At 51.4% G+C, this 17041-nt stretch carries 13 protein-coding genes; 7 read left to right on the top strand and 6 right to left on the bottom strand.

All coding sequences use genetic code 11. The features are described from left to right. Positions 1-121: 121 nt before the first annotated feature. Entirely contained in the window at positions 122-2131 is a 2010-nt protein-coding gene (locus tag Q0294_RS21855) for a sigma-54-dependent Fis family transcriptional regulator (RefSeq protein ID WP_299469687.1), read from the bottom strand. A gap of 452 nt (positions 2132-2583) precedes the next feature. Between Q0294_RS21855 and Q0294_RS21850 the strand changes: the two genes are divergently transcribed. After that, positions 2584-2874: a putative quinol monooxygenase gene (locus Q0294_RS21850; RefSeq protein WP_299469685.1), complete on the top strand. Its 291-nt coding sequence runs from the start codon at positions 2584-2586 to the stop codon at positions 2872-2874. A gap of 110 nt (positions 2875-2984) precedes the next feature. Then, on the top strand, positions 2985-4676 hold the full coding sequence (gene ilvD, locus Q0294_RS21845) for a dihydroxy-acid dehydratase (RefSeq protein WP_299469683.1): 1692 nt from the start codon (positions 2985-2987) through the stop codon (positions 4674-4676). A 586-nt stretch (positions 4677-5262) separates the two neighbouring features. On the opposite strand, the gene Q0294_RS21840 is transcribed toward ilvD, so the two are convergent. Both Q0294_RS21840 and ispD read right to left on the bottom strand, forming a co-directional pair. Then, positions 5263-5817 carry a hypothetical protein gene (locus Q0294_RS21840; RefSeq protein WP_299469682.1) on the bottom strand — a complete coding sequence of 185 codons (555 nt, stop codon included), beginning with the start codon at positions 5815-5817 and terminating at the stop codon, positions 5263-5265. 295 nt (positions 5818-6112) lie between these two features. After that, positions 6113-6883, bottom strand: a complete 771-nt coding sequence (gene ispD / locus Q0294_RS21835) for a 2-C-methyl-D-erythritol 4-phosphate cytidylyltransferase (RefSeq protein ID WP_299469681.1) — start codon at positions 6881-6883, stop codon at positions 6113-6115. 337 nt (positions 6884-7220) lie between these two features. Here ispD and Q0294_RS21830 point away from each other — a divergent pair, with 337 nt between their 5' ends. After that, complete coding sequence (locus tag Q0294_RS21830) at positions 7221-8804, top strand: sigma-54 dependent transcriptional regulator (protein ID WP_299469680.1); 1584 nt, start codon at positions 7221-7223, stop codon at positions 8802-8804. Positions 8805-8856: 52 nt separating this feature from the next. Here the strand turns inward: Q0294_RS21830 and Q0294_RS21825 are convergent, their stop codons facing one another. Continuing rightward, positions 8857-9429, bottom strand: a complete 573-nt coding sequence (locus Q0294_RS21825) for a VOC family protein (RefSeq protein ID WP_299469679.1) — start codon at positions 9427-9429, stop codon at positions 8857-8859. Between the two features lie 337 nt (positions 9430-9766). Between Q0294_RS21825 and Q0294_RS21820 the strand changes: the two genes are divergently transcribed. Further along, on the top strand, positions 9767-10693 hold the full coding sequence (locus tag Q0294_RS21820; RefSeq protein ID WP_299469677.1) for a translocation protein TolB: 927 nt from the start codon (positions 9767-9769) through the stop codon (positions 10691-10693). A 48-nt stretch (positions 10694-10741) separates the two neighbouring features. Then, entirely contained in the window at positions 10742-11677 is a 936-nt protein-coding gene (locus Q0294_RS21815) for a translocation protein TolB (RefSeq protein WP_299469675.1), read from the top strand. On the opposite strand, the gene Q0294_RS21810 is transcribed toward Q0294_RS21815, so the two are convergent. Both Q0294_RS21810 and Q0294_RS21805 read right to left on the bottom strand, forming a co-directional pair. Beyond that, positions 11658-14966 carry a M56 family metallopeptidase gene (locus Q0294_RS21810; protein ID WP_299469674.1) on the bottom strand — a complete coding sequence of 1103 codons (3309 nt, stop codon included), beginning with the start codon at positions 14964-14966 and terminating at the stop codon, positions 11658-11660. The two genes, Q0294_RS21815 and Q0294_RS21810, sit on opposite strands and share 20 nt — an antisense overlap. After that, positions 14953-15345 carry a BlaI/MecI/CopY family transcriptional regulator gene (locus Q0294_RS21805; RefSeq protein WP_299469673.1) on the bottom strand — a complete coding sequence of 131 codons (393 nt, stop codon included), beginning with the start codon at positions 15343-15345 and terminating at the stop codon, positions 14953-14955. Before Q0294_RS21805 ends, Q0294_RS21810 begins: the two co-directional genes overlap by 14 nt. 309 nt (positions 15346-15654) lie before the next feature. Between Q0294_RS21805 and Q0294_RS21800 the strand changes: the two genes are divergently transcribed. Further along, on the top strand, positions 15655-16197 hold the full coding sequence (locus Q0294_RS21800) for a DUF2617 family protein (protein WP_299469670.1): 543 nt from the start codon (positions 15655-15657) through the stop codon (positions 16195-16197). Between the two features lie 65 nt (positions 16198-16262). Continuing rightward, positions 16263-17003, top strand: coding sequence for a hypothetical protein (locus tag Q0294_RS21795; RefSeq protein ID WP_299469668.1), 741 nt, complete (start codon positions 16263-16265; stop codon positions 17001-17003). The last annotated feature ends 38 nt before the right edge of the window (positions 17004-17041 follow it).

The following is a 17041-nucleotide window of genomic DNA, read 5'->3' as shown; positions in this document are numbered from 1 at the left end:
AGAACAAAGTCTATCTATTTCACTGCAATGATAGTTCTATCGGTATCGAATGCCTGTCTCTAAAGGACGGTAGTAGAATGTTTTCATTCAACTCAAGATTACCGGAATAAAGAGGGAAAACTCAGTCTTCGTCATCAAAATCCTGGACATCGTTCGCTTCGTGCATTTCGAGTTGGCCCATTTTGCGGTAGAGGTTCGAACGATGCAGTCCCAGGCATTTCGCGGTTTCGCTCATGTTGCCCCCCACGCGTTTGATCGTGCGGCGAATGTATTCCTGCTGGAAGCGGCGGGAGGCCTCTTTCAAACTCAAATCAGCCGACATGTCGACCACTGAATCGCGGGACGGACTTAAGATAAACGCGAGGTCTTCCACCTCGACCCGATCGCCGGCACACAGGAACGCGACGCGTTCCATCAGATTCCGCAGCTCACGAACATTGCCGGGCCAGAGATGTGCCTGCAGACGTTTTTTGGCCTCTGCAGAAATTTTCAACACGCGACGGTTGGCCTGTCCGCAAAACTGGGTCAGAAAAAACTCCGCCAGTAACAGCACATCTTCCGGGCGATCACGTAACGGGGGCAGATCGAGCGTGACGACACTCAACCGATAATACAGATCCTCACGGAATTTTTTGTCTCGTACCGCTTCGGCCAGCTTGGCATTCGTCGCCGCCACCACGCGGACGTTAATCGGAATACTCTCCGAGCCCCCCACGCGGGTAATCACTTTCTGTTCCAGCACGCGCAACAGTTTTGCCTGTCCACCCGGACTCATATCGCCGATTTCATCGAGGAACAGTGTGCCCCCTTCGGCCAGTTCAAACTTGCCGGCCCGTGTTTCGCGGGCATCGGTAAACGCCCCTTTTTCGTGGCCGAACAGTTCGCTTTCGAGCAGGGTTTCCGCCAATGCGGCACAGTTGACGGCGATGAACGGGGTATTGGCCCGCGGTCCCTGATAATGCAGCGACTGGCTGACGACTTCTTTCCCCGTCCCGCTTTCGCCGAGAATCAACACCGGCAAATCAGTGCCTGCCAGCCGTTCGATAGTGGAACGCAAAGCGGCGATAGCGGAACTCTTGCCGATAATCTGGACTCTCTGCTTGGCTTGTTCGGTCAGTTGATCGCGGCTGCGGGAAAGCTGTTCGAGTTCGCGTGTGTTTTCCAGAGCCGTCGCTGCCTGCACGCCCAGCTCTGCCAGACTTTGGGCATCGTCGTCGTCAAAATCCGACTTCCCTTTTTCCTTATTCATCACTTCGAACGCGCCGATCAATTCGCCGGCGTTATTCTTCAAAGGCACGCACAGCAGATTATGAGTCTTGAAACCGCTCGATTTATCGACGCTCGGATCGAAGCGCTCATCGTTGTAGGCATCATCCACGCGAATCACCTGGCCGCTGTGAATCACATCTCCCACGATCCCGACGTTATCGGGCAGTCGCAGTGTGTTCCCTTCCACGCCCAGCGCGGGACAGGCTACGACCTGCTTGTGTTCCCGATCCCAGATAAAAATACTCGACCGTTCACAATCCAGCAGACGTGTTGCCTCTTTCGCAATCAGTTCCAGCAGCGGTTGTGTTTCCCGGGCCGTCGAAAAACTGGATGCAATGTGCAATGTGGTCTGCAGGCGATTAATACGGCGCAGATTCTTTTCCCGCTTTTCGACGATCGACAGCGCATAACCCAGCACGCGCGCCACCACGATCAGATCGCTGAGTGAAGCAGCCGTCAGGTCACGGCCTCCGACAAGCAGAATCGTACTGGGGCGGACATCGCCCAATGGCGCCGCCATGAAGGACCAGTCGGCCCGTTTTTCATCGGCGCACATTCCGCCGGCATCGCGATCCAGAGCTTCATCACACAACGCAGCCGGAAAACCTCCCACGGTATTGCGGCCGAATTCAAACAGGGTTTCCCACCCCGGAGTTCGTTCGATCAGCGTGCACCACTGACACGAGAGTTCCGTCGCCAACTGCGGAAGAAACTGTCTGAGATAGTCACTCGCCCGCTGCTGCTGACTCGCTTCTTCCAGCAGCCGATCGCACATCTGAATCAGAGAAGCCTCTGCATCGAAGCGGGAAAATAAAGGAAGCCGTTTCCAGTCCAACCAATCCACTGTCTCTGCCTTACTCACGAATCACTCCCTTATTATGAATCAAAAGAGCCCTGTCCCGACTGAACGCCACAGATTTCTGTCATCCATTCGCTTTTACTTCTCGTCGGAATGATAACAGACAAAAGGCAACGCGTCATCCAAGTGTGGACTTCATTTGGCAATTTTAGCTTCCTTTTGATGAACCAACTCTTCAAACTACGGAACCCGCAAACTTTTCCAGGCTGCGGGTTGTTCTAAATGCTTGACAGACCCCGTATTTCGATTTTGGAAATGTATCCATGCGAACAGAGTCTGCTCCGCCCTGTTGATCCCCTTCGAGAGATTTACGGTTCCCTTGTATTTAAGAAACTTCCTTATACTGTCACTTCCGGCGGCGGGCTGTTAATGTATTGGATAAAGAGAGTTGCAAGTCGTACTTTTGCGCTTGCGTTGATCCTGCCGACTCCATTCATGAAATCAAGAGCACGAACATGTTTTGCCTCAATGTCGTCCTTACATTGAAAGATCCCTCCGACGCGGAAGAAATTCAGGGACTGTTGACGGAAGCCTGCCGGTTATCCCGCACAGAACCGGGGTGCCTGCGGTTTGACGTTTATCAATCCGAAGGGGACCAGCCCACCTTTGTGCTGGTGGAACATTGGGCGAGTGAAGATGCCTGGAAGACCCATCGCGAAGCAAAAGCGTACTGTGAAATCTACCAGCCACAGATCCTGCCGCGTGTTGAACGTGTGCCCTATCGAGTGAAACTGCTGCTGGAATAACCGGCCTGCTTTGATTATCTGAACCACGTGAATGAGACCCAGGTCTGTAAACCATCCCATTCCGCTTCTCAAACCATTGATATTGAAAACACTACAGAGGAAAAACGTCGATGTCATCCGATTCTAAACCGATTCTGAACCGTTACAGTTCCCGCATCACTCAGCCCCGTTCACAAGGGGCCTCGCAGGCGATGCTGTATGCCACCGGCATGACCGAAGAAGATATGAACAAGGCCCAGGTGGGAATTTCCAGCGTCTGGTACGAAGGCAACTCCTGCAACATGCACCTCAACAAACTGGCTGCCAAAGTCAAAGAGGGAGTGCAAGCCGCCGGTCTGGTGGGACTGCGATTCAACACGATTGGTGTGAGCGACGGAATTTCCATGGGCACCGACGGCATGTCGTACTCGCTGCAATCGCGTGATCTGATCGCCGACAGTATTGAAACCGTCACCTGTGCCCAGTGGTACGATGCCAACATCTCGCTGCCCGGCTGTGACAAAAACATGCCCGGCTGTCTGATCGCCATGGGGCGCTTCAACCGTCCGTCCATCATGGTCTACGGGGGAACGATTGCTCCCGGCTGCTTGAATAACGAGAAGCTGGATATTGTTTCCGCGTTTCAGTCTTATGGAGAATATCTGGCTGGTACGATCACCGATGAAACCCGCAAACAGATCGTGCAGAAAAGCTGTCCGGGCGCCGGTGCCTGTGGCGGCATGTATACCGCGAACACCATGTCGTCCGCCATCGAAGCACTCGGCATGTCGCTGCCTTACAGTTCCTCGATTCCCGCTGAAGATCCCGCAAAACTCGATGAATGTTTTCGTGCTGGAGCCGCAATCAAAAAACTGCTGGAACTCGATTTGAAACCCCGCGACATCATGACCCGCGAAGCATTTGAAAATGCGATGGTCCTGACGGTCGCGCTGGGCGGTTCCACAAACGCCGTCCTGCATATGCTGGCGATTGCCCGCTCTGTGGACGTCGAACTGACGATCGACGACTTCCAGGCCGTCAGCGATCGCGTGCCACTGCTGGCTGACTTCAAACCAAGCGGTAAATACGTCATGGCCGACCTGCAGGAGCAGGGGGGAACTCCCGCGGTCCTGAAATACCTGCTGGAAAAAGGTTTCATCAACGGCGACTGCATGACGGTGACCGGTAAAACGCTGGCAGAAAACCTGGCAGAACTGCCCGGCCTGAAAGAAGGACAGGACATTATCCATACCGTGGAAAACCCGATCAAACCGACGGGACACCTGCAGATCCTCAAAGGCAATCTGTCTCCCACGGGTTCGGTTGCCAAGATCACCGGTAAAGAAGGTCTGGTTTTCGAAGGCCCGGCAAATGTGTTCGATTCCGAAGAAGACATGCTGAAAGCGCTGGAAGACAAGAAAATTCAAAAAGGGGATGTGATCATCATCCGCTACGAAGGCCCGAAGGGCGGACCGGGCATGCCTGAGATGCTGACTCCCACCTCCGCCATCATGGGCGCCGGACTGGGGAAAGATGTCGCGCTGTTGACCGACGGTCGTTTCTCGGGGGGTTCACACGGCTTCATCGTCGGACACGTGACTCCCGAAGCACAGGAAGGGGGCCCGATTGCTCTGGTCAAAAACGGCGACAAAATCACGATCGACGCCGACAAAAACCGGCTGGATGTGGCTCTGACCGACGAAGAACTCGCAGAACGCCGCAAAGCCTGGACGGCTCCGCCGTTCAAATACACGCGAGGCACCCTGTATAAATACATCAAAAACGTGAAGTCCGCTTCCGAAGGATGTGTGACCGACGAGTAATCGTTTGAAATGTTCAATTTCAAAGCCCGGTTTCAGTTCTCTGTTTCCGGGCTTTTTTACGTAGGGTGCGGACACATGGGTATCGCCCGCAGGGTCAGCGTGGTGCGCCAACGTTTGAATGTTTCAACTGGTCTCATCCACACAGCAAAACAGATTTGAACTTCGCCAGGCGGGCGGGCACACAGACACAGCCCCTACGTTTGACGATCCGAATTACGTTCAGGCTCACTCGATTTGATCGTGAAACAGGCTGATTGAATGCTGTTTGCGCGCACTGTCGGGCCAGCCGACAGTGGCACACAACAGTGGTTTCTGGATGGGTTTACAAGAGAGAATCCACGATCCGCGGTAGTTCCCATTACAGTTAGACCACCCGTTGCTTCGTGTATGTTCGTGTTTTTCGTGGTAGAAATTCATTCCCGTCGCGAAAGCTTTTTGAATACGATGCCGCACACCGGACCAGGCTCCCGTGTGCCACCGCTCGGCTCGTCCGACGGTGCCCGTTCAATACTGGAGCATGCTTTCGATGTCTACTCGACCCCTTGAAAATCCTCTTGATTCCACATGGTTCTCGCGAACGTCTGTGTTAATTACTTTTCGTTTCAGCAGGCTCTGCTTCAACTGGTTTTTTCTCTGCAGGTTCGGTCTCGGCAGGTTCTGCCTTAACGGGTTTGATTCCTGACTCATTTTTCTCTTTTTGAATCAGCGCTTCCATTTTCTTTTTCGAGATCCGGTTAATGCCGCCAACCGGTTCGCCGTCCGCCAGAGTGTCGAAGGTGATCACCATTTCATCGTCGTTCACCAGTATCCGCAAGTCGTATGTTTTGAAGACACCATTCCAGCGATAATGATGTTTACGCAGGATGGCTCCTGACTCGTCGATGTCTTCGGAAGGACTTCCCTCTTTGATTGTTTGAAAGTCGACGAACGAAATTTCCCCCACATCACCCGCCTGTTCCATCGCCGCCTCCAGATTTTTCACCGTATTCGCCTGAGACGTTTTCGCGCGCCATTCGAACAACACAATCACAAGCAGAATCGCGATAAAAATCCAGGTGATAATCCGCCGCTGCGCGCTGATATGTTTTTTTGGTTTCGGGGCAGGTGCCGGAGGATCGGTTGCTTCAGAGGTAGAATTCATGGTCGCTTCCTTTTCGATGAGAAGAAGTATTGCCTGTAACGCGCGTGGTGTCTGCAGCGATCTCACAAAAGCATTCAGCACCGGCTTTCTACCTGAAAACGTTGTTCTTCAGGTAGCGCAATTCGCTCCGGTTAAATCTGACTCAGATGCAGTCCGAAATGTTTCTGCGGCGAAACCTCATTGGAAAAGCGAGGCTGAAATCAGTGTAACGAATCTGCCGTCCCGCCTCAAACAGAAGTTTCCTGTTTCCCGCAACTTTCATTTTTTCACATCGTTTACAGAATGCCTCGTTCTATTAAAAAATGCCCCGTGGTTCTTCATCGGCAAAGGGGTGCAGGGCCTGAATGCCTTTCGGTTTCGGCAAGGCATTGACCAAAGCTTCCGCCATCCGAAAATCAGCGGCGGTCGTAATTTTTTGATTGAGGGGTGAACCTTCGACAATGGTCACCGGGTGCCCCAGGTTTTCGATCAGTTGCGCTTCATCCGTCGGTTGAAAATCACCGCGCTGTGCATAAGCGTCTAACAGTAATTGACGCTTGAAGACCTGCGGCGTCTGTGCCGCCCAGAGATCCGTGCGATCTACGGTTTCCAGAATTCGCCGGTCTTTGCCGGCCCGTTTCAATGTGCTGGAGATGCGGACTGCGGGAATGACAGCGTCCGATTGTTCTGCGGCGGCAAAGAGTTCGCCGACCCATTTATCCGTGATCAAAGGGCGGGCGGCGTCGTGAATGGCGACATAGTCAATGTCGGCTTTGACGCGTGCCAATGCCTTTTGCACGGAGTCCGCCCGTTCCTGTCCGCCGGCGACAATTTCGATTTCCAGGAACGCCAGATTGGGACGAAATTTCTGCTTGAACCAGTCGATATCTTCCGCAGCAATCGAGATGATCAACTGCTTCACATCATCGCGGTTGGCAAAAATCTCCGCCGAACGCAGCCAGACCGCGCGACCTTTCAGATCCATGAACGGTTTCTTCTGAGGTCCCGCACCCAGTACCTGGGCTCCCTTCGCCTGAAAACGCGTACTCTTACCGGCTGCTGCCAAGATCACTGCAAAGGTCGCCACTGTTTTTTCCTCCCGGTTGAAAATCCCACCTACAGACTGTCCGTTCCTGAAGTTTAACAAGCTGTAAATCGTCATCCAATAGTACAGACTCACCGATTCGAGCACGAGCCGGCTGAATCGTTGAAATCACTCAGAGAAAGCATCTTTTTCTGTTGTTTTTTTTCAACGCGCACCGCGCTTGATGTTTTTTCACCACATCCTCTTCATTAAAACCGGCCAGTGCCCGGCCCCTGCATATTGCGATAACCTGTTTACAGCATACCACTTACTAAACACGCGCCTGAAATACTTAACGTGTTGGCACTCAATTTGTTTAAAAACAGAAGCAGTTCGTCAAATGAGACTACGAACCAGGTTCATTTTCAGTCATCACTGGAAACAAACAGCTCCGTCGATTGAAACCACTTCGAACATTGAATTAGAGAAAATCAATATGCAACTTCCCACACTGATTCTGGTAACCGGCGACACTTTGATTCAGCAGCAGATACTTGCACACTTCAAGAAAACCTTCCATCTGGTAATGTGCGGCACTCTGCAGGATTGTTATGTGCATTGCCGTGAGCAGGCGGTTGACTCCATTCTGGTCGATCTGCGGTTTCTCAGGTCTGGCGGTCATCAGGAAGATCAGATCCTGGAGTCAATTCAGAAAACGGTCTCTAATGCAGAAATCATCCTGCTGACGGAAGCAGACTGTCCAGAAATTCTGGAACGACGTGCAGCCTGCAATGAAAATATGTTGCACATCAAAGGATTTGACAGTGAAGCGGAATTACTCTTGGAAATCGATTCCTGTCTGAATCCGGAAGAAGCCGTCGTTTCGACAAAATCGCTTTCAATGAATTCCGGTTATGCAGCTGCTTCAGGGAAAAAAGTCGTCTCTCACCATTCGCCCGCAACCAACGTCAGCCGAGAAGTTCAAAAAATGCCAGACATACATGGAATTACACGCAGCTTCGAAACGAACTCGCATGAGATGAAACTGATGCTGAATGAACTGGAAATTGCAGCACAACATGACGTCACGGTTTTACTCATTGGAGAAACCGGTGCCGGCAAAACATATCTCTCGCGATTGATTCACGATGTCTCTCCCCGTCGCAACGAACCGTTTTTGAATGTGGCCTGTGGTGCACTGCCGAACGACCTGATTGAAAGTGAACTGTTTGGCCACGTTCGCGGTGCTTTTACAAGTGCCCATGCGGATAAAGAAGGCAAGTTCCTTGCCGCCGGGAGTGGAACGGTTCTCCTCGACGAAATTGACGTATTGGGACCTGAGCAGCAGGTGAAACTGTTACGCGTGATTGAAACGGGAGAATTCGAACCGGTGGGCTCGAATAAAACGTACGTCAATCAGGCCCGACTGGTCGTGGCCAGCAACATGGAACTGCAGCCTCTGGTCGAACAAGGCAAATTCAGACCGGACCTTTACTATCGTCTGAATATGTTGAAATTTGATGTGCTGCCTTTAAGACGACGGAAAGCCGACATTATCACACTGGCGACTGACTTCGTGCGGGAGATGTCAAAGAAACACAAGATTTTCATTGACCGGATTGATGAAGAATTCATGGAAGCACTGCATACCTATCCCTGGCCGGGCAACGTGCGGGAACTGGAAAACGTCATTCGCAGAGCCGTCATTTACTGCCGCGAAGGAGTGTTACGCAAAGAAAATCTGCCGTCCCACATTCTGATGGGACAAATCGGCCCGACGAATGATCCTTCGGTTGTGATCAATCATCGGCAGAATGATTCAGAACGCTTAGGGGATCAGGTCGCTGTGACGGAGAAAGATTTGATCGAACAGGCTCTGTTCAAAAACAATTACAGCCGCACGAATACGGCCAAGACTTTGGGAATCAGTCGTGTGACCCTGTATAACAAAATGAAGAAGTATGGCATGAACACAAAAAAATGATGGCACCCGGGAGAGAGTGTCATCATGGATCGGTTGTGAATCGAATTGACGATTATTTTTTGGGTCCGACGAGTTCGATCAGATTGCCATCGGGGTCACGCAGCAGTGTCAGATAAATGCCTTGGGGAAATCCTTCCGGCAATGCCATCGGGCCTTTGGCGATCGGTTCCACGCCATACGCTTTGGCCCGCGCCAGGGCGGCTGTGGTGTCTTTGACATAAATCGTCAGATAGCTGACACCTAACGAAGAGTGGATAAAGGAATTATCAACCTTCTTGCCGGGCGCGTCTTTGAACTGCATCAATTTGACATTGGTGGCGGTGCTGTCATTTTCCAGCACCAGCGGGAAAACCTTGAATGCCAGGCTGTCGGAAAGCCCGGAATCGCGTCCCATTTCCGGCGTCACTTCAAACGGGTCACGCTCTTTGAGCCCGAGTGCGTTCTTATAAAAATTGAGTGACTTGTCGATATCGCTGACCACAATTCCAAAATCGACTGTGGATTTTGCAAATTCAGCTTCCGGAACCTCTTTGCTGCCGGCGGCCCACGCGGCCAATCCACCCACGACCAGCACAAAAAAGGTCGTACAGATCAGTTCGCGATTGACAAAACTGGAATTCTTCATCGAGTAGCTCCTGAATCAAAAAACAGAAAGGCACTTTGTCTACAGGAAGGCCTTGTTCACATCAGGCTACTTTGATCGGATTCAGAGCTCAAGCCGCGCTGATCCATTTCTCCAAAACTATTTAAAATCAGTACTTAGTTGCCATTTTGATCTTGCGATTCCGGCGCCGACAGTGTGCTCGTTCCGGGCACACTTCTACGAGTGCCCCTGCCCGCTTTGACCGTCTTCATTTTTTTGTTTGAACGCAACTTTTTGTTTGAACGCAACGCGGCAGATGTTATAACAACTAGACAAGGATGATCTGATAATATTTACATCACAAGCAAGAGGATTCGACATGAAATCAGTTGTGCTGGCCAGTCTGTGTTGCGCGAGCTGCATGCTATTTTTTAACGCGGAAATCGCTTCGCTGGTGGCGGACGAAAAACCAAAAGTCAACCGGACCCGGTTTTATCTTGCCACGCCGGAAGGAAAAGACCCCAAAGAATTTTATGTCGCCGAAGACTATTACAATACCGGCTCTCCCTCGTTCTCGCCTGATGGCACGAAACTGGCGCATGACTGCTGGAAATCTCAGGAGGGGGAAAGCTTTTCGAACGTGCAGATTCTGGTCGTGAATGCCGATGGCAGTGATTCAAAAGTTCTGGGACCGGGCGCGATGCCCAGCTGGTCTCCCGGCGGAAACCGCATCGCCTTTTCTCAACCTTCCCCCTCGGGCGTTGCCGTCATGAACGCCGATGGCTCTGATCGCAAAATGATTGATACAGGCGGCTGGGGAGCACAGTGGTCTCCTGACGGTAAAAAAATCGCGTATCGCGTTTACTCTTCCGGAAAATCCAATCTGCGGATCTATGATCTGATTGAAGATTCAAAAAGCGATGTCTTCCCGGAGGGAGAAAGTCCGTATTCCTTGATTTACTGGAATATGGCATGGTCTCCCGACAGCAACTGGCTCTGTTTTCTCGGACGGAATGCTGCCGACAAAATGTTTGAAGTCGCCACCGTTAACGTAGCAGGCATGAAAGAAGGTTATAAGGTGCATTACAAAAGCAAAGTCTCCCCTTATCAGGACATGGCCTGGCATCCCTCGGGAGAGATGATCGTGTTCGGCTCTGACACCCAGCCACGCCAGCTGCTCAAATTTAATCCGGCAGAAGACAAACCGCCCGAGCCAATTGAGATCAAAGTCGATGCAAACATCAACGGCGATGTCTGCTTCACCCCCGATGGTCTGCACCTGTTGTTTAACACCAGAGACAAGTAGTCACTATCACGCACGAAAAACGGCTTTAACGGATTGCTAGGATTTGAGATGAAGAATTTAAAAGTGGCCTGCCTGCTGTTGCTTGCTCCCCTGTTACTCTGCAGCGTGAGCACCTCGCCAGTGACTGCCGACGAGAAACCCCCCGGCGTGAAACGAGTCCGCTTTTATACTGCGCCTGCGGAAGGGGGAGACACCCGGCTCTATTTTGAACCGGGTGATTATCACACGGCGGGCTCACCAGCTTTGTCTGCCGACGGTCAGAAGCTCGCCTTTGATGGCAGAGCATCTCAAAATGGGGAGCGTTTTCAGGATGGAAAGATCATGGTTACGAACGCTGATGGCAGCGGCCTGAAAGCCATTGGCTCCGGCGTGATGCCCAGCTGGTCTCCCCAAGGAAACCGCATCGCCTTTTCCCAGATCTCACCTTCGGGAGTCGCGATCATGCACGCCGACGGCTCCCTGAGAAATCTGATTGAGGAAGGGGGCTGGGGCGCGCAGTGGTCTCCCGATGGCAGGAAAATCGCCTACAGCGTTTCCAGTTCCGGCAAAGCCAACATTCGCATTTATGATTTGATTGAAGAAACGAAAACGGATCTCTTTCCGGAAGGAGAAAGTCCTTACAACAGTCTGTTCTGGAATATGAGCTGGTCGCCCGACAGTAACTGGCTCTGCTTCAAAGGCCTAAAAGCTTCCGACAATACGTACGACGTCGCAACAGTAAACGTCGCCGGCATGCAAGCAGGCTATAAGGTGCACTATAACAACAAGCAGGCACCCTACGCCGACTTTGCCTGGCATCCCCAGGGAGACAAAATCGTCTTTGCCGCCGGTGCGTCGCCGCGTCAATTCCTGCAGTTCAATCCCGCCGAAGACAAAGCCCCTGAACCGCTGGCGATCAAAGTCAACGGAACCATCATCGGCGACATCTGCTTCACCCCCGACGGTCAAAGTTTACTGTTTAACGTCAGCGGGACGGGGGAGTAGCCCGCTGCTCAACCGCTTCGGAAACATTTAAAACAGACGGAGTGACCAGCAGAAAACAGCGTTTCGGTTTTTTACTCTGATTCAGTTGAGCCTGACGGACCCATTGTGAAAACAGGAATGAAGATTCTTCGTCTATGATATGATCGGTGACGTCGACCAGCAGGGAGTTTTCCTGCGGAATGGTCGTGGTGTTGATCTGGGAGAGTGCATCCAATGCATCTTTGGCATTGATGGCAAAGGAAAGCCTTACGTTTTGATCTTTCAACAGCTCCGGTCGTAGCTGAACCAGAGAATCCGATTTTCCCTGATGCGGACGCTCGCCAAACAGACTCAGTTCTACAGACTGCCCATTAAATAGTGCAGCTCTCGCCAGCTGCAAATAATTCACACGTTCCGCTCCTTCCGACATCTGCTTCAATAATCCCACCTGCTTTGAATCAATCACGATTCCTTTTTCGAGATTTTGCGTCTGTAACTTCTTTAATAAATTCCGGACATCAGGGGATTCAGACTGATCCCACCCTTTCAGCCATGCCTGCACATCATCCGTAGCAATCACCTGCATATTCAACTGAAGCATCTTTTCCTGAACAGCTCTGAGTTTCAATAATAATTCAGCCAGTTGCCCATGCCCTTCCCGCGTCTGCCGCACGACCAGCGCCAGCATTTTGGGATAAGGCATGATTGTGCTGCCTGCTTTCTTTTCGTCGCCCCATGCTTCCGGTGTGACATTCTGTTTGATCAATTCGATCAAGGGTTCAAACCGCGGTTCCGGCATCGGTGGGATGGGTCCGGGCTTCTCCCCCGGCACTACAAGCTTCCGAGGAATCGGAACCACCAGATCGGCAACAGGATAAATTCCAGTGCGTAGCGTATTCTTGAAGTTCGATTCATCAAGCAGAATCGATCCGCCCACACCGGCGTCGCTGTTGACTCCCACGCCTTGCAGCTGCATCACTTCACTTTCTTCGAGCGGTTTTACCTTAACCACATGGAGCATGACGAGTAGCGCTTCCGAGTCACTCATCACATGCGGAAGATTGCCTACCCCCAGGAGTAATGTTTGCCCCCATTTGATTTGAGCCGAATCCTCATAGCGGGAGTTAATATATAACGGGACTTCGACGGTCTTTTCCTGACCGGTTTCCAGATCGAGTGCGTTGGGTGTAATGAGCCCTCTTTTGCCGGAGACGGTCAGTTGATATTCCAGGAAACCCGTCTGGTCCTCCGCTGTTTCCGGGATGCGTGGTTGCAATTCCAGTTTGATGACAGCGAGTCCTTTCTCATTCGGATCGACTTTCGACACTGAAGCGACAGGAGTGAAATACACCTCAACCTGGCTGCTCCGACCGTTTAACATGGTCACCGCGGGCCGACTCAGATATTTAATTTCTGAATTTGACTGAAGCAGTTTTTCGATTTCTTCACTGCGCTCGACATCGAGGGTCTCACAGACAATCGATTGCTTTGTTACTTCAGTCTCAAAAGGAATGATGCGTTCTGATTTGCTTTCCTGAAATTCGATACCGTGATGTTTGAGTCTGTTCATTTCTGGATTTTTGCGGTGGGCACTGATTGACTCGTTGACGCGAACGTACTTCTGCTGCGTACTGAACGTCTTCAACAGTTTTCGTGGTACCGAGATAATTTTTGCAGTAATCAGGACCTGGGCCGCCGTTGATTCAGAAATCATCTGTAACGCCTGGGCCACCTGCTGGTGAATCACCGGGTCATCGCTCACCACCATTAAATGATCGTTGAAAATCAATATTCCATCCGATCCGTTTGAAGCGGATGCTTTCGAATTCTTCTTATCTGAACGATTCCTCTTTTGATCGAGCTTTCTTCTCTCCTCATTGATCGTTAACCGGATTTTTTGCAACAGATCGAATTCGGCCTGACTGACATCTGTCTCTGCATCATCGCGGGCTGCTTTCAGTAATCCTCCAATGGGGTAAGAACTGATCTGGGGAGAATCCATTTTTTGCCCGGTCTCTTTTGCGAAACTACTTTTCACGGGAGACCCGGGATTCGGTCGGATCGTTTGCGGCACTGCTTCCAGCTGATTCGGTTGACTGACGACAGTACTCTCAATTTCATCTATCACCAGCAGGGAATCAGCCTGATCCGCGGCCGTCACCACAAACGCAGCGCCCGGCAGCACGACCGCCGCCAACGTGATAAAAATCATCCAGCACCACCAGGGTGTTCGTTTTTGACATCCTTGTCCTAACTTCATAATTCGCTCCAGACGTTTTGAAGTAATTTCCACCGGACGCACGCCCGGCACTACGGGAACCGTGTTTAACGTTTGTTTTAATTCCAGAACTTCCAGCAGACTTTTTGCATACAGGCGCGGATCACAGTTCAATTCTGCGAGGACTTCTTCGTCGCAACACTGTTCGATTTCGAACTTCAATCGGCGGCCCGTAAACCAGACGAGCGGATGAAACCACCACACGACCGACGCCAGCAGTTGCAGCAGACCAATCCATAAATCGCCGCGACGAATATGAATTAACTCGTGCGCCAGAATCGGCTCCAGTTCCTGTAACGAACGCGCGTCTGTGATCGCCGTCGGCAGAATGATCGTCGGGCGAAACAGGCCAATCACCGCCGGTCCCATGCGGCTGTTCGTAATCATTAGCCTGACGCGGCGTTTCAAATGTAATTCGGCACACAAACGCGCTAATAACTGATCCAGATCGGGCCGATGTTGCTCTCCCGCCCGCCGCAAGATCATCCAGCAGCGTCCGTAGCGGACGCCCATTACACATAGAATCAGCAGAGCCACGAGCACCCAGAGAATCAAACAGATCTCCAGGAATGTATATTCCAGCCAACGCGGTTCGGTCTCTTTCAAGACCGTCGCCGGGAGAACAGTGGCTGTTTCCGAGGATCGATTGCGATTCTCAAAGGCACCGTCGTCATGAACGGTGACTTTCATGCGTGAGGCGTTTGGCTCGACGTCAGGCAATTTTCTCACATCATCACCAATCAGCAGTCGGATCGATTCCGTCAGCGTCAGCGAACGCTGTTCCTGATGCGTTGGGTTTTCCTCTGCTGTCAAAGTCAATGATTCCTGTACCCAGCAGAACAGTCCGCTGGAACTGCTCCATAAGGGGGGCGTCACAAATTTTACCAGCACGAGCAACCACAACAGAAACGTCAAATGCGCGCGGCGGAAGCGGATCGACTTACAAATCAGATACACGGCCAGAACGAGCAACGAGCATTGCCAGAACTGCTGCCAGACGAGTTGCACGAACGGCGTATCAATCTGAGGCATCACGTTCCTCCGTCAACTGTTCCAGCAAAGCTTTCAATGCATCCAGGTCCTGCCGACTGACATTACGGTCTTCGATCAGATGCTGCATCAGGGGAAATGTCTCGCCGGCAAATAACCGGTCAACCAGATCATCCACGGTTTCCCGGATCACCGTCCGCGGTTTCACGCGCGGCGAATAAACGCGGGTGCGTCCGTCAAGTTTAACATTCACATAACCTTTCTTCTCCAGCCTGCGCAAGTAGGTCTGGACGGTCGTGAAATCAATGCCCCGCGCTTTCGGGAACGCGTCGAATACCTCGCGCACCGTCCCGTGTTTTAACTCCCACAGGGTGCGGGCAATTTCCATTTCACCTTTGGAAAGGGCGGGTCGTTCCGTCATTTTCTCGCTCCTCAATTACAAATGTAATTTCGCGAGTTTAATTACATTTGTAATTGAGTCAAGGCCGTGTTTAAAAAATGATTCCGCAATCAAAGTTCGACCCAAAGTCAATCTGAATAATGACCGTTCTATAAAATAGGGGGCGACTTTGAAATTCTTGTCAAACCATGTTTGGAATTGGTCTGCCGATCGCTTAGAATCAGGGCGTGATTTCGATTGACGCAGGAGGAATTCCGCCGGAAACCACCCGCACAATCAATCGTTAAGTATTGATACTATATCCATTTCCATCTATCTGGATTCACTATAATGAGTGTCCGATCTGCCAGACCGAAAGTAAATGACCTGATCTTTCGCTTAATAGGGCGCTCCATTCACCCGGAACTTTACACCACTTGCGCGACAGCCGAGATCGTTCAGAAAAACTTTTCGGCCACCATACGCATCTGTGAAACGGGGCACATCGCCAGTATTCAACACAAAGGGAAAGCCGTTTGTGAGATCCTGACGTCGTTTCAAAACCCCCTGCCCAGCCAGAAACGTCTGCTGGAAAAGCCGGTGCGCGGCTGTCGTTCGGAGTCGGTACAACTGGATTCCGGCCTGTATTATCAGGTCAGTTATCAGCTGGAAGAACTGGATTATGTGATTTTCAAGAACGTACATGAAGAATATTTGATGGATACGCAGCGGGCGGATCTGGCGTATCACTTTATCTCAGAAAGCCGACTCACTCCCGGCGCTTTGAGCATCATTGACTATGAAGCCAACCAGACGAGTCTGCTGATTCACGCGTTTCACACATTTCCCGATGAACTGGCCGTTGTGAAAACGCAGTCGCTGTTTGAATTCTGAAATCGTTATCAAGTAAATAGAGGATGTAGTTGATTTGCGTCATGGATGACGGGGAACCGGTAATCATGATAGGCAGTCGAGTGTTTTCTTTACGATCTTTAACCCTGGTTTGTTTCTGTTTCACTGCACTGGCGAGTTTAGACAGCTCGTCTGCAGCGGCTGCCCGCCCCTATTCCGTTTCCCGGTATCACAGTCCGGCTTATTCTTCAGCCAGCTATCGGTATCGCAACCACTCCTCCAGCTACCGTTATTCCAACGGTTATGGCTACGGTTATGCGAGAAACTATTCGGCCCCCCATTCCACCTACTACGGTTATGGTGCACGGCGTTATAACTACAGATACCGTCCCTACGCCGCGGTTGCCGGTTACCGTTATTATCGGCCAGACTACTATCGATTTAATGGCTACCCCGCTTTAGCTCAGCGTTCCTATTACGGATACGGCTATGGTTACAACAACGCTTATTCACAACCGTTTTGTAATTCCTGGAACTCGTATTCTTCCTGCTACTGCTCGCCTTTTGCGGGAGTCAGCAGTTCGTACATTCCCTCGGGAGGGGGTTACAGCTTCGTTGCGGGCAGTTATGCTCCCTACTGGGGCAGCTACGCTCCTTACTGGGGAAGTTATGCCCCTAACTGGGGGGCTTACTATGGTTCTCCCTGGTCCTACTACCCCGGCTATTTCGGGAATTATTACAGCACCTGCGGCATCTGGCCTTATCGCCCGACCTTATATGGCAGCATTGTTTTCCAGGCCGGCTTCAATACAGGCTACGGTCGCGGCAGTTACTACAGCTTCTGGTAAGCAAACTGCAGCAGCAAAATAGATCGCTGCGAAAACCC

Source organism: uncultured Gimesia sp., assembly GCF_937919775.1.
Lineage (GTDB): Bacteria > Planctomycetota > Planctomycetia > Planctomycetales > Planctomycetaceae > Gimesia.
The sequence above is the reverse complement of the archived record's forward strand: the minus strand, read 5'-3'. Positions and strand labels throughout refer to the sequence as shown.

What these genes read in the sequence shown, in the direction of transcription:
- Q0294_RS21850 (WP_299469685.1), top strand. Translation starts at nt 2,584, where the DNA reads ATGTTTTGCCTCAATGTCGTCCTTACATTGAAAGATCCCTCCGACGCG.
- ilvD (WP_299469683.1), top strand. Translation starts at nt 2,985, where the DNA reads ATGTCATCCGATTCTAAACCGATTCTGAACCGTTACAGTTCCCGCATC.
- Q0294_RS21840 (WP_299469682.1), bottom strand. Translation starts at nt 5,817, where the DNA reads ATGAATTCTACCTCTGAAGCAACCGATCCTCCGGCACCTGCCCCGAAA.
- Q0294_RS21830 (WP_299469680.1), top strand. Translation starts at nt 7,221, where the DNA reads ATGAGACTACGAACCAGGTTCATTTTCAGTCATCACTGGAAACAAACA.
- Q0294_RS21825 (WP_299469679.1), bottom strand. Translation starts at nt 9,429, where the DNA reads ATGAAGAATTCCAGTTTTGTCAATCGCGAACTGATCTGTACGACCTTT.
- Q0294_RS21820 (WP_299469677.1), top strand. Translation starts at nt 9,767, where the DNA reads ATGAAATCAGTTGTGCTGGCCAGTCTGTGTTGCGCGAGCTGCATGCTA.
- Q0294_RS21815 (WP_299469675.1), top strand. Translation starts at nt 10,742, where the DNA reads ATGAAGAATTTAAAAGTGGCCTGCCTGCTGTTGCTTGCTCCCCTGTTA.
- Q0294_RS21810 (WP_299469674.1), bottom strand. Translation starts at nt 14,966, where the DNA reads ATGCCTCAGATTGATACGCCGTTCGTGCAACTCGTCTGGCAGCAGTTC.
- Q0294_RS21805 (WP_299469673.1), bottom strand. Translation starts at nt 15,345, where the DNA reads ATGACGGAACGACCCGCCCTTTCCAAAGGTGAAATGGAAATTGCCCGC.
- Q0294_RS21800 (WP_299469670.1), top strand. Translation starts at nt 15,655, where the DNA reads ATGAGTGTCCGATCTGCCAGACCGAAAGTAAATGACCTGATCTTTCGC.
- Q0294_RS21795 (WP_299469668.1), top strand. Translation starts at nt 16,263, where the DNA reads ATGATAGGCAGTCGAGTGTTTTCTTTACGATCTTTAACCCTGGTTTGT.